Source organism: Streptomyces sp. JN8 (assembly GCF_055808075.1).
On sequence record NZ_CM147852.1, the window covers coordinates 3,070,675 to 3,084,768 of the forward strand.

Sequence of the window (14,094 nt, forward strand, 5' to 3'; positions counted from 1 at the left end):
GGCCGACCGCCCTGCGCGGTTCGGCAGTCTGGGCATTGGAGGGGCGCGCATGTCTGATCTTCCCCGGAAGGCGGTCACCCGGACCGCCAAGTTGGCCGCGTTGCCGCTGGGCTTCGCGGGCCGGGCCACCTGGGGCCTGGGCAAGCGGATCGGCGGGAGATCGGCGGAGATCGTCGCCCGCGAGCTCCAGCAGCGCACGGCCGAGCAGCTGTTCAAGGTCCTCGGCGAGCTCAAGGGCGGGGCCATGAAGTTCGGGCAGGCGCTGTCCGTCTTCGAGTCGGCCCTCCCCGAGGAGGTGGCCGGGCCCTACCGGGCGGCCCTGACCAGGCTTCAGGACGCGGCGCCGCCCATGCCGACGCGGACCGTGCACGCCGTCCTGGAGGAGCGGCTCGGCGCGGAGTGGCGGGAGCTGTTCCTGGAGTTCGAGGACAAGCCCGCGGCGGCCGCCTCGATCGGGCAGGTGCACCGGGCCGTGTGGCACGACGGGCGCGAGGTCGCGGTGAAGGTGCAGTACCCGGGCGCCGGGGAGGCGCTGCTCTCCGACCTGACGCAGCTCAGCCGGTTCGCGCGGCTCCTCGGGCCGCTGATTCCGGGCATGGACATCAAGCCGCTGATCGCCGAGATGCGCGACCGGGTGTCGGAGGAGCTGGACTACGGGCTGGAGGCGGCGGCCCAGCAGAAGCACGCCGAGGAGTTCGCGGACGATCCCGACGTGCGGGTGCCGGCCGTGGTCCACCGGGGCGACCAGGTCCTGGTGACCGAGTGGATGGACGGCATCCCGCTCGCCGAGGTGATCGCGGACGGTACGGAGGAGCAGCGGGACCGGGCGGGGCAGCTGCTGGCCCGCTTCCTCTTCTCGGGCCCCGCGCGCACCGGGCTGCTGCACGCCGATCCGCACCCGGGGAACTTCCGGCTGCTTCCGGGCGACGGGGACGAGGGGCCGCAGGGCTGGCGGCTCGGGGTGCTCGACTTCGGCACGGTCGACCGGCTGCCGGGCGGGCTGCCGGAGACGATCGGGACCTGTCTGCGGATGACGCTCGAAGGGGACGCGGAGACCGTGTACGAGCTGCTCCGGGCGGACGGCTTCGTGCGGAAGAGCGTGGTGCTCGACCCCGACGCGGTCCTGGAGTACCTGCTGCCGATCATCGAGCCGGCCGAGGCGGAGTCGTTCCTGTTCACCCGCGGCTGGATGCGCACCCAGGCGGCCCGTATCGCGGACCCGCGCTCGCCGGCCCACCAGTTGGGCAAGCAGCTCAACCTGCCGCCGTCGTACCTGCTGATACACCGGGTGACGCTGAGCACCATCGGGGTGCTGTGCCAGTTGAACGCGACGGTGCGGCTGCGGGCCGAGCTGGAGGAGTGGCTGCCGGGCTTCACGACGGCCGTCGACTGACGGGGGCCCGCCGGACGGGGCCGCCGCGGGGCGGGGTCACCACCAGGAGGAGTCGAGGCGGCCCTCGATCGCGCGGATGTTGGCGCGGGCGCAGTCCTCGCAGTAGTAGCAGCACCGGCCGTTCTCCACCGAACAGGTCCAGGTCAGCGGCAGGGTGTCGGCCGCCTTGCCGCAGCGATCGCAGACCAGGGGCCCCTCGGGGGTACGGGCGTCGTTCACCCTGGTCACGATAACCCGGTGCGGCGTCCGCGGTCCGGACAACGCACCGCGGGGGCCGGTCCGTTCGGACCGGCCCCCGCGGGGGGCGCCCCTGGGGGCGCGGTGGGGTCAGCGCGTGGCTGTCATCGGCGCAGGTCGTCAGTGCATGACGGCCATGGCCAGCGCGCGGCGGGCGCGCAGCGAGACGCGCTCGGCGCGGCGCTGCATGCGTCGGGCGGCGACCAGGCGCACGGCCTGGCGTTCCGCGTCGGCCTCGCGGTGTCGCTCGTGCATATGGGCACGGGCCAGGGCTTCTGGGGCGAGTTGCATTTCACGGGTCCTGTTCTGACGCGCGGTGGGCGCGGCGGAGGGGAAGAAGACTGGGGTCGCGGAGCCGGCGGGCTCGCTGGTGGAAGAGGTCATCGGGGCCTGCTTCTGGGGATCGTGCGTGAGGGGGCGGTCGATGGTTCCGGTGGCGCTCATGCCGCGACCGGGTTCTTGCGCGGACGGCCACGGGGCCGCTTGCGGGCGACGACCACGCCCTGGACGAAGAGCTCGCCGCCCCAGACGCCCCACGGCTCGCGCCGCTCCTGGGCGCCGGCGAGGCAGGCGGCCACGAGGGGGCAGGTCCGGCAGAGGGACTTCGCGTACTCGACGTCGGCCGGGGATTCCGCGAAGAAGACCTCGGGGTCGTAGGCGCGACAGGGGACGGGGACGCCGAGGTTCTCGATGGCGTCGTCGAGCGCGGTGAGCGTGCTGAGGGGGGTCAAAGCGGGGTCCTCCGTGGGGCGGCCGGGCTGGGTGATCGTTTCGGAAGGCGGTACGGACGGGGCGTGCGCTTCGAGTTGCACGGTGGTCTTTCCTCGTCTGGTCGTTCCGGCCTGTTGACCGGGGTTTCGGCTGGTACCGGGGTGCGTCTGTCCCGAGGCGTCCTCGTGTCGTCGCCCCCGTTCGGGGGCAAACAAAAGGGCCGCGGATCCCGGGTGGGGTTCCGCGGCCCTGAAGGCGCCGGTCTGATCATCGATCAGACTGGATCACTCCAGGGTTCGAGCCCACGGAAGGCCCACATCATGTGGTGGTGCGTCGTCGTCTGCTGCTGGGTTCCGGCACCGGTCGCCGCAAAGCCATAGGCCTTGGCCTTGGCCTTGCCTGCTGCTCCTGCTTCCAGTGCCTTGGTCGGTCGCTCATTGCGAAGCTCCACGGCAGGGCGCAGACCGGCGCCGGCAAGGCCGGAGACGGGCAGACCGGTGCCAATGAACGCCGAGCCGGAGAGGCCGAGCGAGCAGGCGGAGACGACGGAGCGATCGGTCATTTTGGCGGTGCTGACGAAGCCGGCGCGGCTGGTGAAGCCGGCGGTGCTGGTCTGAATGACGTTGCTGATCACGTGGAATCGCCTCCTCTCGGCGTCTCGGAGGGCTCGGGTGCGAGCCGGACCCTCATGTTTATTTGGACAAGTACAGCACAGAGACAGGGCTTCTCAGAAGCCGCTGTTTCCGTGGTTAAGAACCTATGGGGCTTGACGGGGCAGGCGCAAACTATTTTTCCGACGAGTTTTCCTCAGTCCTCGTCGAGGCCCGTCCCTCGGTCCTCACCTGCGCAGATGGCCAGGACGTCGGCGCCGAACCGGTCCAGCTTGCGGGCGCCGACGCCGGAGATCGAGGAGAGCTCCCCGCCGCTGCCGGGGACCCGCTCGGCGATGGCCATGAGCGTCTTGTCGGTGAAGACGCAGTACGCCGGCTGGCCGAGCTCCCTGGCCTGGTCGGCGCGCCAGTCGCGGAGCCGCTCGTACAGCGCCTCGTCCATGTCCGAGGGGCAGTCCTCGCAGCGCATCAGCTTCATGGCGCCGGCCTCGGTGAGGGTCGTCCCGCAGACCCGGCAGAGGACGGGGCCGCGGGGCTTGCGCCGTCCGGCGGCGGCGCCGCGCTCGAACGAGCCGGACGCGCCCGAGGCGACGGTGCCGAGGGAGCCCGAGCCGGGCCGCAGGCCCTTGAGGAAGCGGCTCGGACGCCGGGAGGCCCGGCCGCCCGGGGAGCGGGCGAGCGCCCAGGAGAGCGTGAGGTGCAGCCGGGCGCGGGTGACGCCGACGTACAGCAGGCGGCGCTCCTCCTCGATCTGCTCGTCCGTCTTGGCGTAGGTGATGGGCATCATGCCCTCGGTGAGGCCGACCAGGAACACGGCGTCCCATTCGAGGCCCTTGGCGGAGTGCAGGGAGGCGAGGGTGACGCCCTGCACGGTCGGCGCGTGCTGCGCCGCGGCCCGCTCGTCGAGTTCGGCGACCAGGTCGGAGAGGGTGGCTCCGGACCTGGCGCGGGCGAAGTCCTCGGCGAGCCGGACGAGGGCGGCGAGCGACTCCCAGCGGTCCCGGACGGCGCCGGAGCCGGCGGGCGGCTGCGGGGTCCAGCCCTTGGTCGAGAGGACGGCCCTGACCTGTGCGGGCAGGTCCTCGGCGTCGTCGAGGAGGGAGTCGTTGCCCCCGGCGCGGGCGGCGCCGCGCAGGGCGACGCCGGCCTCCCGCACCTCCTGGCGCTCGAAGAAGCGCTCGGCCCCGCGCAGCTGGTAGGGCACTCCGGCGTCGGCCAGGGCCTGCTCGTACACCTCGGACTGGGCGTTGATCCGGTAGAGGACGGCGATCTCGCCGGCCGGGACGCCGGCGGCGATGAGGTCCCTGATGCGGCGCGCGGTGCCCTCGGCCTCGGTCGGCTCGTCCGCGTACTCCGTGTAGACGGGGTCGGGGCCGGGGTCGCGCTGGGAGACCAGCTCCAGCCGGTGCTCGGCGGCCCGGCCGCGGGCCTGGCTGAGCAGTCCGTTGGCGAGGTGGACGACCTGGGGGGTCGAGCGGTAGTCGCGGACCAGTTTGACGACCGTGGCCCCCGGGTGGCGGGTGCGGAAGTTCAGCAGGTGGTCGGGGGTGGCGCCGGTGAAGGAGTAGATGGTCTGGCTGGCGTCGCCGACGACGCACAGGTTGTCCCGGTCGCCGAGCCACAGGTCGAGCAGCCGCTGCTGGAGCGGCGAGACGTCCTGGTACTCGTCCACCACGAAGTGCTGGTACTGGCTCCGGATCTGGTCGGCGATGTCGTGCCGGTCCTGGAGGATGCCGACGGTGAGCAGCAGCACGTCCTCGAAGTCGATCACCGAGCGGTCGCGCTTCAGCTGCTCGTACATCGCGTAGATCTGGCTGATCTCCGCCGGGTCGCGGGGGGCGTCCCGGTGGGACTTGGCGACGACGGCCGGGTAGTCGGCGGGGACGGTCTGGGTGACCTTGGCCCACTCGATCTCGCCCGTGACGTCCCTCAGCTCGTTGCGGTCGAGCCGGATCCGGCAGCGCGCGGCGGCGTCGGCGACCAGCTGGATCTTCCGCTCCAGGAGCCGGGGGAGATCCCCACCGACTGCTTTCGGCCAGAAGAACTGGAGCTGCCGGAGGGCCGCGGAGTGGAACGTGCGGGCCTGGACGCCGCCCGCGCCGAGCTGCCGCAGCCGGCCGCGCATCTCTCCCGCGGCGCGGTTGGTGAAGGTGACGGCCAGCACGCTGGCGGGCTGGAGTCTGCCCGAGCGCACCCCGTAGGCGATGCGGTGGGTGATCGCCCGCGTCTTGCCCGTGCCGGCACCCGCCAGCACGCACACCGGGCCGGTCAGGGCCAGGGCGACCTCGCGCTGCTCCGGGTCGAGCCCGTCGAGCACCGCGTCGGCCGTCTCCGGGACCTGCGGGAAGAGAGTGGAGTGCGTTGCTGCTGTCACCCCCCAATGCTGCCAGGTCCGCCGGAGTCGCCGCGGAGGCTTGTCCACAGGCGGTGGCCGCGGTCATACGAATTCCGGGAATGGCCGGACCAGGACGTACGTTCTTGCCTTCGGCACCCGTCAGCGAACCAAGAAGGAGCGCCTCGCCATGCAGGGCACTGTGACGATGTACAGCACCACGTGGTGCGGCTACTGCCGTCGGCTGAAGAGCCAGATGGACCGCGAGGGCATCGCGTACACCGAGATCAACATCGAGCAGGACCCCGACTCGGCGGCGTTCGTCGAGAAGGCGAATGGCGGAAACCAGACGGTCCCGACCGTCCTCTTCCCGGACGGCTCGACCCTGACGAACCCGAGCCTCGCCCAGGTGAAGCAGGCGCTCAGCGTCTGAGCCTCCCGGCCCCGCGCACGAGGAACCCCCGACCGGCGACACGACCGGTCGGGGGTTCCGTGCGTCCGGGGGGCGTCGGGGCGGCGAGGGGACGCCGGGGGCGGGGGCGGCCGGGCTGCGGGGAGATCCCGAGGGGTTCGGGGCCTCCGGCGCGGCGGGGAGGTCCCGAGGGGTTCGGGTGAAGATCGCGAAACGCCCTTGCGGAGACCGCGAGGAACAGGGGCGGATCGGCGGCACCGTGGACCGGTCGGGGGGTACCGTACGACCGGGATTTCGCCTGCGCGAACCCCATGAACGGCCCCTGCCCGTGAAGAGCGTCACACGCCGCCCCGTCTTTGTAAGGCTTACGTCGGCGCACCTATGCTCTCCTCCCGACCGAGATTTGCGACTGCATATCCAGGTGGGATACCTCGTGCTCAACCAGACAGCCCCTGCCCCTCTCGCCCCTCCCGTGTCCGTGTCCGTCTCCCTGAGCCGCGGGCCGGGCCCCGGGGCGGACGCCGCGGGCCGAGGCCGCGGACGTCTCCACGTCCTCGACGGCCTGCGGCTCGTCGCCGCCCTCATGGTGGTCGGCTACCACTACCTCGCCTTCGGGGAGGGCTGGCCCGAGCCGGTCGAACGACTCTTCCCCGCCACCTACGACCTGGCCTCGTACGGCTACCTCGGCGTGGAGTTGTTCTTCCTCATCAGCGGCTTCGTCATCTGCATGAGCGGGTGGGGAAGGCCGGTGAAGGAGTTCTTCGTCTCCCGTGTGACGCGTCTCTACCCGGCGTACTGGTTCGCCGTGGTCGCGACCTCCGTCACCGTCGCGGTGATCCCCGGCGGGCGCGAGCACGTGCCCTGGAACGACATCCTCACCAATCTGACGATGCTCCAGGAGCCGCTGGGCGCCGAGTCCGTCGATCCGGTCTACTGGACCCTCTTCGCCGAGCTCCGCTTCTACCTGCTGTTCGCGGCGCTCGCCTGGTGGGGCCTGACCTACCGCCGGGTGCTGCTGTTCTGCTGCGTGTGGGGGGCGGCGAGCGTCCTGGTGTCCCCGGCCGAGCCGGGGCCCCTGAAGCTGCTGCTGATGCCCGGGTACAGCTGGTTCTTCATCGCGGGCATGGCGTTCTACCTCATGTACCGGTTCCGCCCGAACCTGATGCTCTTCGGCGTCGTCGGGGTCAGCTACTGCGCCTCGCTCGCGCCCTCCGTCGAGAGGTCCAAGGAGCTCACCTTCCTCGGCGACCGCCCGACGTGGCCCATGGTCGTCGTGCTCGCCGTCTTCTTCGGGCTGATGGCGCTCGTCGCGACCGGCAGGCTCTCCGGCATCCGGTGGCGGTGGCTGCCGGTGGCCGGGGCGCTGACCTATCCCCTGTACCTGCTGCACGAGGTCATCGGCTGGGAGCTCTTCGCGCTCCTCGGGGGGCGGGTCACGCCCTGGGTGCTGCTCACCGCCGTGCTGCTCGGGATGCTCGTGCTGTCGTACCTGGTCCACCGTCTCGTCGAGCGGCCGCTCGGCCGGACCCTCAGGCGGCACCTGCTCCGTCGGTGAGCACCGCGCGGACGTCCCCGCCCGCCGCGCGGGCGAGGAGGTCCGCGGACGCGGGACCGTCTCAGACCACGTCGCCCGGCTTCGGCAGGGGCTTGCCGTACCAGCGCTCGATCAGCCGGGAGGCGATCGAGATCCCGTACGGCGGGATCACCTCGCCCGACTCGAAGGCCGCGGCCAGGTCGTCGCGGGAGAACCAGCGGGCCTCGTGTATCTCCTCGCCGTCCACGGTGATCTCCGAGGAGGTCGCGTGGGCGAAGAAGCCCAGCATGAGGCTGGACGGGAACGGCCACGGCTGGCTGGCGATGTACTCGACCTCGCCCACCGTGACACCGGCCTCCTCGAAGACCTCGCGGGCCACCGACGCCTCGATGGACTCACCGGGCTCGACGAATCCGGCGAGGGTCGAGAAGCGGCCTTCGGGCCAGTGGACCTGCCGGCCGAGCAGTGCCCGGTCCTCGTCGTCCGTGACCAGCATGATCACCGCGGGGTCGGTCCGCGGGTAGTGCTCGGCGCCGCAGGCCTGGCAGCGGCGGATGTGCCCGGCGGCGGCGATGACCGTGCGTTCGCCGCAGCGCGAGCAGAAGCGGTGGAGGCGCTGCCAGTTCTCCAGGGCCACCGCGTGCACCATGAGGGCCGCGTCCCGGTCCGACAGCAGCAGTCCGGCCTCGCGGAGGCCCGCGGGGCGCGCCGACTGGTCCATGCGGCCGGGCAGGGAGTCCTTCTGGAGGGCGAAGTAGGAGACGCCGTCGGCGTCGGTGCCCAGGAAGTAGCGGTGCGTCTCGGTGACCGGGGCCTCGAAGGCCGGAGTCATGACGAGCTCGGTGCGTCCGTCGGGGGTGTCGTCGATCAGCACCTGCCCGCCGGAGACCACGAAGACCCGGGTGGTGGGGTGGCTCCAGGCGGCGGCGAGCCACGCCTCGTCGAGGCGGTGGTGCGCGGCGCGGTCGATCCCGCTCGGGGCGGTCAGCGAGATCGGGCGGTCCGGCGACGCGTTGTTCAGGGTGCTCACAGGTGCTTCCAACTCCCCCGGTTCGGTGTGTGGGTTCAGCGCTCGGCGGCAGGGGCGGACAGGTCGCCCCACAGGTACGCGGTGGTCTCGACGCCCTTCATGAGGAGATCGAGTTCGATCTTCTCGTCGGGGGCGTGCCAGCCGTCGGACGGGACGGAGATGCCGAGGAACAGGACGGGTGCCTCCAGGACGTCCTGGAGGTCGGCGGCCGGTCCCGAGCCGCCCTCGCGGGTGTAGCGGACCTTGGCGCCGTCGAAGGCCCGGCTCATGGCCCCGGCGACCGCCGTGAGGGCCGGGTGGTCGAGCGGGGTGAGGCAGGGGCGGGTCGGGGCGCCGAAGGAGATCTCGTACCGGATGCCGGCGGGGACGAGGCCGACGAGCCAGTCCCGGACCGCGCGCTCGATCTTGTCCGGGTCCTGGCCCGCGACCAGCCGGAACGACAGCTTGAGCTGGGCGGAGGCGGGGACGATCGTCTTGCCGCCGGGGCCCTGGTAGCCGCCGCCGATGCCGTTGACCTCGGCGGTGGGGCGGGCCCAGACCCGCTCCAGGGTGGAGAAGCCCGCTTCGCCGAGGGTGCCGTGGGACTTCGCCGTACGCAGCCAGGCGGCCTCGTCGAAGGGCAGCTCGGCGACCAGGGCGCGCTCGGCGTCGGTGAGTTCGGTCACCCCGTCGTAGAAGCCGGGGATGGCGACGTGCTCGTCGGCGTCGTGGAGGGCGGCGACGATCCGGCCGGCGACGGTGGCCGGGTTGGGCACGGCGCCGCCGAAGGAACCGGAGTGGATGTCCTGGTCGGGGCCGTACAGCTCGATCTCGCAGTCGGCGACGCCCCGCATGCCGGTGCAGACGGTGGGCGTGGTCTCGGACCACATGCCCGTGTCGGAGACGAGCACGGCGTCGGCGGCCAGGCGCCCGGCGTGGTCCTCGACCAGCGCGCGGAAGTGCGGGGACCCGGACTCCTCCTCGCCCTCGACGATCAGCTTGAGGTTGACGGCGGGCGCGGTGCGGCCGGTGGCGGCGAGGTGCGCGCGCACGCCGAGGGTGTGGAAGAAGACCTGGCCCTTGTCGTCGGCGGCCCCGCGCGCGTACATCCGGCCGTCGACCACGGTCGGCTCGAACGGGTCCGTCCGCCAGCCGTCCTCGCGGGCGGCGGGCTGCACGTCGTGGTGGCCGTAGACGAGGACCGTCGGCGCGTCCGGGTCGCCGGAGGGCCACTCGGCGAAGACGGCGGGGGCGCCGGGCGTCTCCCAGACCTCGACCGTGGTGAAGCCGGTCTCGCGGAGCTTGGCGGCGAGCCACTCGGCGCTGCGCCGGACGTCCCCGGCCCGGTCCGGCTGCGCCGACACGGACGGGATGCGCAGCCACTCCGCGAGGTCGTCGAGGAAGGCGGCACGGTGCTGCTCGATGTACGTGCGTACGGCGTGGACGGCGCTGTCCGGGGTCTCGCTCATGCCCCCGAGCCTATCCGGCGCCCGGGGGTGCCCCTCCCGGCAGGAGGGCCCGGCCGGGGTCTCCCGGCGGCTCGCCGGCCTCGGCCGCCGCCGGCTCCCCCAGCAGCAGGGCCTCCAGCTCGGCGCGGCCGGGCAGCCGGGCGGGGCGGGCGACCTCGCCCGTCCGCACGTAGACGAAGGCGGCGGCCACCTCCTCGGGCGCGAGGCCGTGCTGCTCGGCCCAGGCGAGCCGGTAGAGGGCGAGCTGGAGCGGGTCGGCGCTGCGCACCCGGCTGGTCTTCCAGTCGACGATCTCGTACGCGCCGGTCTCCGGGTCCCGGTAGACGGCGTCGATGCGGCCCCGGACGACCCGGCCGCCGAGCGAGAGGTGCACGGGGACCTCGACGCGGTACGGGGTGCGGTGCGCGTACGCGGTCCGGGCGAAGGCCTCCTTCAGCTCGTCGAGGTCGTGTTCGTCGAGGATCTCCGGCTCGCCCGCGAAGTCCTCCCCGCCGGGCAGGTCCTCGGGGCCGAGGAAGGGCAGCGGCAGCTCCTCGAAGCGGGACTCCACCCAGGCGTGGAACCGGGTGCCCCGGCGGGCCGCCGGCTGCGGGGCCTTCGGCATGGGCCGGGCCAGCTCCTGGGCGAAGCCGTCGGGGTCGGCGGCGAGGCGGAGGACCTGGGAGGCGGAGAGGTACGCGGGGAGCACCACGTCGCGGGTGGTGGCGCGGGCGCGGCGGAGTTCGGCGGTGAGGGCGGTGAGGTCGCGGTCCCAGGAGGCGACGGCACGGGCGTCCTCGGGGGTGAGCCCGTGGTGCGGTTCCGCGGCGTCCTCGGGCTCCCGGGGTGCGGGGACCGCGTCCGCGTGGGTGTCCTCGGGGAGGGCCTCCTCGTCCTCGTCCCAGACGGGTTCCTCCTCGTCCGGCCAGGGGTCCTCCGGGTGCGGGTCCCCCGCGCCGGGCGGCGCCGCGGCGGGCCGGCCCTCGTCCCGCGGGGCGAGGGCCGCCATGCGGGCCTTCACGGCCTCGGCCGCGTCCCTGCGCCGGCGCAGGGCGTCGGCGTCCAGCGGCAGCGGCCAGGCCCGGTCGCCCTCGTCCTCGGTCAGCGTCGGGTTCTGCGCGTCCTTCTCGGGTTCCTCGGCCCACTCCTCGATGTCCCCGTGGCCGGCGGCGCAGTGGTCGTACAGGGCGTGGAGGAAGTCCGAGGGGCCCCGCGGCTTCTTCTGGGAGGGGCCCCACCAGTGGGCGGAGCCGAGGAGGAGGCTGCGGGGGCGGGTGAAGGTGACGTAGCCGAGGCGGAGTTCCTCGGTGTGCTGGTGGTCCCGCATCTCGTTCTTGAAGGCGGTGAGGGCCTTCGCGTTCCAGGTGTCGACGGCCGGCAGGGTGGCCGCGTCGCCGCGCAGGGCGTGCGGCAGCACCTGCGGCTGCGAGGTCCACGACTCGCGGGCGCGGCTGCTGGGGAACTGTCCGGTGACGAGGCCGGGGACGGCGACGACGTCCCATTCGAGGCCCTTGGACTTGTGGGCGGTGAGGACCTTGACGGTGTTCTCGCCGCCGGGCAGGGCGTTGTCGAGGCCCTTCTCGAACTGGACGGCCGTGCGGAGGAAGCCGAGGAAGGCGAGCAGGCTGGCCTCGCCGTCCAGGGAGGCGAAGCCGGCGGCGATGTCGAGGAAGTGGCCGAGGGTCTCGCGGCGGCGGGCGGCCAGCGCGTGCGGGGAGGCGCTGAGCTCGACTTCGAGGCCGGTCGCGGAGAGCACCCGGTGCAGGACGTCCATGAGGGGGTCGGCGAGGGAGCCGCGCAGGGCGCGCAGCTCGGCGGCGAGCCGGGCGAAGCGGACCCGGGCGTCGGCGGAGAAGGCGAGGCCGTCGTCGACCGCGCCGCCGGAGTCGAGGAAGGTGTCGAGCGCGTCGGCGAGGGAGACGACCTCGGCCGGGTCGACGCCCTCGACGGCCGCGGCGAGCCGCTGCTCGGGGTCGGGGTCGTCGCCGCGGTGGACGAGGTGGCGGGCGCGGCGGCCGAGGAGGGCGAGGTCGCGGGGGCCGATGCGCCAGCGGGGGCCGGTGAGGAGGCGGACCAGGGCGGCGTTGGCCCCGGGGTCCTGGAGGACCTCGCAGACGGCGACCAGGTCGGCGATCTCGGGGAGGTGGAGGAGGCCGGAGAGGCCGACGACCTCGACGGGTACGTCCCGGGCGACGAGGGCGGCGTGGAGGGCGGGGAAGTCGGTGGCGGTGCGGCACAGGACGGCCATCTCGCCGGGCTCCCGGCCGGTGCGGACCAGGTGGGCGAGGGAGTCGGCGAGCCAGTCGATCTCCTCGGCGTGGGTGGGGAGGAGGGCGATGCGGACGGTGCCGGCGGCCTCGGCGCCGGGCGCGGGGCGCAGCGCCTCGACGCCCGCGTGCATGGCGCGGAGCGGGGCGGCGAGTCCGTTGGCGAGGTCGAGGAGGCGGCCGCCGCTGCGCCGGTTCTCGGAGAGCGAGTAGCGGTCGGCGGGGCTGCCGTCGGCGTGCGGGAAGTGCTCGGGGAAGTCGTCGAGGTTGGCGACGGAGGCGCCGCGCCAGCCGTAGATGGCCTGGCAGGGGTCGCCGACGGCGGTCACGGCGTGCCCGGTGGGGTGCGGGCCGGTGCCCTGGCCGAAGAGGCCGGAGAGCAGCAGCCGCTGGGCGACGGAGGTGTCCTGGTACTCGTCGAGGAGGACGACCCGGAACTCGTCGCGGAGGATCTCGCCGACCTCGGGCCGGGTGGTGGCCAGTTCGGCGGAGCGGGCGATCTGGTCGCCGAAGTCGAGCAGGTCGCGGGAGCGTTTGGCGGCCCGGTAGCGGACGACGAGGTCGAGGAGTTCGCGGCGGGCGGTGGCGGCCTCGGGGATCTTCCGCAGTTCGGCGTTGCTGAGCCTGGCCTCGGCGAGGTCGGTGAGCAGCGCGGAGTCGTGGGCGAGGAGGGCTGCCGGCGGGACGAGGTGCTCGGCGAGCTCGGCGTCGAGGGCGAGCAGGTCGGTGACGAGGGTCGGGAAGGACCGGGTCAGCGACGGGTACGGGCCGGGGGCCTCGCGCAGGACGCGGGCGGCGAGCTGGTAGCGGGTGGCGTCGGCGAGGAGCCGGGAGGTGGGTTCGAGGCCGATGCGGAGGCCGTGGTCGGTGAGCAGCCGGCCGGCGAACGCGTGGTAGGTCGAGATCAGCGGCTCGCCCGGGGGGTCGTCCGGGTCGATGACGTCGGGGTCCGTCACACCGGCGCGGACGAGGGCGGTGCGGACGCGCTCGGCGAGCTCGCCGGCGGCCTTGTTGGTGAAGGTGAGACCGAGGACCTGCTCGGGTGCGACCTGGCCGGTGCCGACCAGCCAGACGACTCGGGCGGCCATCACCGTCGTCTTGCCGGAACCCGCTCCGGCCACGACGACCTGCGGGGCGAGCGGCGCGGTGATGCAGGCCGTCTGCTCCGGGGTGAAGGGGATCCCGAGGAGCTCCTTGAGCTGCTCGGGGTCGGTGATTCGTGCGGTCACCCCAAAGAGGCTAACGCGGCGGACCGACAGTCCGGTCCGGTCCGGCGGGCTCCGGAGCGGGCCGTCGGCGAGACCCTGCTCACGCGGGCGTGCCGGGCGCCAGCTTCGACAGGTCGACGGTCTCGGCGGCGGGCGGGACGACGACCCGTACGGGCTTGTCGTAGTCGGAGAGCCGGACGGCGCCGGGTTCCGCGCCGCCCGCCCGGACCATCCTGAGGATGTACGGCTTGCCCTCCCGCGCGACGGACACGGTGGTGGTCTCGCCGTCGGGCCTCTTCTCGACGAGGTTCGCCACCGGGGTGCCGTCGACCTCGGAGTCGGGGCCCCTGGTCGGTCCGCGCTCCTTCTCGTCCTTGCCGAGGTCGGCGAGGAGCGTCTTCAGGTCGCAGACGCCGCTGAGGTCGGCGCTGCCGGCCTGTCCGGGGGCGATCTTCAGCCAGCGGCCCTTGACCAGCTCGACCGTGGCGTCGATCTGGGCGTCGGGCATGCCCTGGGAGGCCATGGAGAGCCGCCAGAAGGCCTGGTCGCCCTTGATGTAGGTGATCCGGTCGATCCTGCGGAGTTCGGCGGTGCCGCCCTCGATCTTCATGACGCCGGTGCACTCGTCGCGGTCGTTCACGGCGAAGTCGATGTCGAGGGGCTGTCCCTCGGTGACGACCCGGCCGGTCATCCGGAGCGAGGTGGCCGAGCGGGTCGCGGTGACCGCCCGGTCGGCGATCTCGTCCGCGCCGAGGCCGGCGAAGGGATCGGGCGTCGGCGCGGACAGCGGGGCGGGGGCGGTCGCGGGGCGGCCGCTCGCGGCCGGGGCGGCGAAGGAGGCGGTGGCCGCGGCGGCGGGGACGGGGCCCGCGGCGACGGCGACGGCGCAGACGACGGCCGCGGCGCGGCGCTTTCGGTGGGACGCCATGGGG

Annotated in this window: 12 protein-coding genes; 3 read left to right on the forward strand and 9 right to left on the reverse strand. The window is 73.4% G+C overall.

What is annotated here, in order from left to right; all coding sequences use genetic code 11:
- The first annotated feature begins 49 nt into the window (after positions 1 to 49).
- On the forward strand, positions 50 to 1,393 hold the full coding sequence (locus tag ACY0MR_RS13130; protein WP_404079093.1) for an ABC1 kinase family protein: 1,344 nt from the start codon (positions 50 to 52) through the stop codon (positions 1,391 to 1,393).
- 36 nt (positions 1,394 to 1,429) lie between these two features.
- On the opposite strand, the gene ACY0MR_RS13135 is transcribed toward ACY0MR_RS13130, so the two are convergent.
- The 5 genes from ACY0MR_RS13135 to ACY0MR_RS13155 form a co-directional block, all read right to left on the reverse strand.
- A complete protein-coding gene (locus ACY0MR_RS13135) occupies positions 1,430 to 1,612 on the reverse strand; it encodes a hypothetical protein (protein ID WP_473560824.1) in 183 nt (60 codons plus the stop codon).
- 138 nt (positions 1,613 to 1,750) lie between these two features.
- On the reverse strand, positions 1,751 to 2,074 hold the full coding sequence (locus tag ACY0MR_RS13140) for a hypothetical protein (protein WP_055600983.1): 324 nt from the start codon (positions 2,072 to 2,074) through the stop codon (positions 1,751 to 1,753).
- Positions 2,071 to 2,442, reverse strand: a complete 372-nt coding sequence (locus ACY0MR_RS13145; protein ID WP_361857582.1) for a WhiB family transcriptional regulator — start codon at positions 2,440 to 2,442, stop codon at positions 2,071 to 2,073. The genes ACY0MR_RS13140 and ACY0MR_RS13145 overlap by 4 nt, the downstream gene beginning before the upstream one ends.
- A gap of 173 nt (positions 2,443 to 2,615) precedes the next feature.
- Positions 2,616 to 2,903, reverse strand: coding sequence for a hypothetical protein (locus ACY0MR_RS13150; RefSeq protein ID WP_473561785.1), 288 nt, complete (start codon positions 2,901 to 2,903; stop codon positions 2,616 to 2,618).
- 245 nt (positions 2,904 to 3,148) lie between these two features.
- A complete protein-coding gene (locus ACY0MR_RS13155) occupies positions 3,149 to 5,326 on the reverse strand; it encodes an ATP-dependent DNA helicase UvrD2 (protein ID WP_473560826.1) in 2,178 nt (725 codons plus the stop codon).
- A gap of 148 nt (positions 5,327 to 5,474) precedes the next feature.
- Between ACY0MR_RS13155 and ACY0MR_RS13160 the strand changes: the two genes are divergently transcribed.
- Positions 5,475 to 5,717, forward strand: coding sequence for a mycoredoxin (locus tag ACY0MR_RS13160; RefSeq protein WP_073912119.1), 243 nt, complete (start codon positions 5,475 to 5,477; stop codon positions 5,715 to 5,717).
- A 457-nt stretch (positions 5,718 to 6,174) separates the two neighbouring features.
- Entirely contained in the window at positions 6,175 to 7,251 is a 1,077-nt protein-coding gene (locus ACY0MR_RS13165; RefSeq protein WP_473560828.1) for an acyltransferase family protein, read from the forward strand.
- A 61-nt stretch (positions 7,252 to 7,312) separates the two neighbouring features.
- Here ACY0MR_RS13165 and nudC read toward each other — a convergent pair whose 3' ends face one another.
- The 4 genes from nudC to ACY0MR_RS13185 form a co-directional block, all read right to left on the reverse strand.
- Positions 7,313 to 8,260, reverse strand: coding sequence for an NAD(+) diphosphatase (gene nudC, locus ACY0MR_RS13170; RefSeq protein ID WP_361857573.1), 948 nt, complete (start codon positions 8,258 to 8,260; stop codon positions 7,313 to 7,315).
- Positions 8,261 to 8,295: 35 nt separating this feature from the next.
- Positions 8,296 to 9,708, reverse strand: coding sequence for a dipeptidase (locus ACY0MR_RS13175; RefSeq protein WP_473560830.1), 1,413 nt, complete (start codon positions 9,706 to 9,708; stop codon positions 8,296 to 8,298).
- A 10-nt stretch (positions 9,709 to 9,718) separates the two neighbouring features.
- The gene (locus ACY0MR_RS13180; protein ID WP_473560832.1) at positions 9,719 to 13,183 is read right to left on the reverse strand and encodes a UvrD-helicase domain-containing protein; all 3,465 of its coding nucleotides are present in this window, start codon (positions 13,181 to 13,183) and stop codon (positions 9,719 to 9,721) included.
- Between the two features lie 79 nt (positions 13,184 to 13,262).
- Positions 13,263 to 14,090 (reverse strand): hypothetical protein, encoded by an 828-nt coding sequence (locus ACY0MR_RS13185; protein WP_473560834.1) that lies wholly within the window; start codon positions 14,088 to 14,090, stop codon positions 13,263 to 13,265.
- Between the last annotated feature and the right edge of the window lie 4 nt (positions 14,091 to 14,094).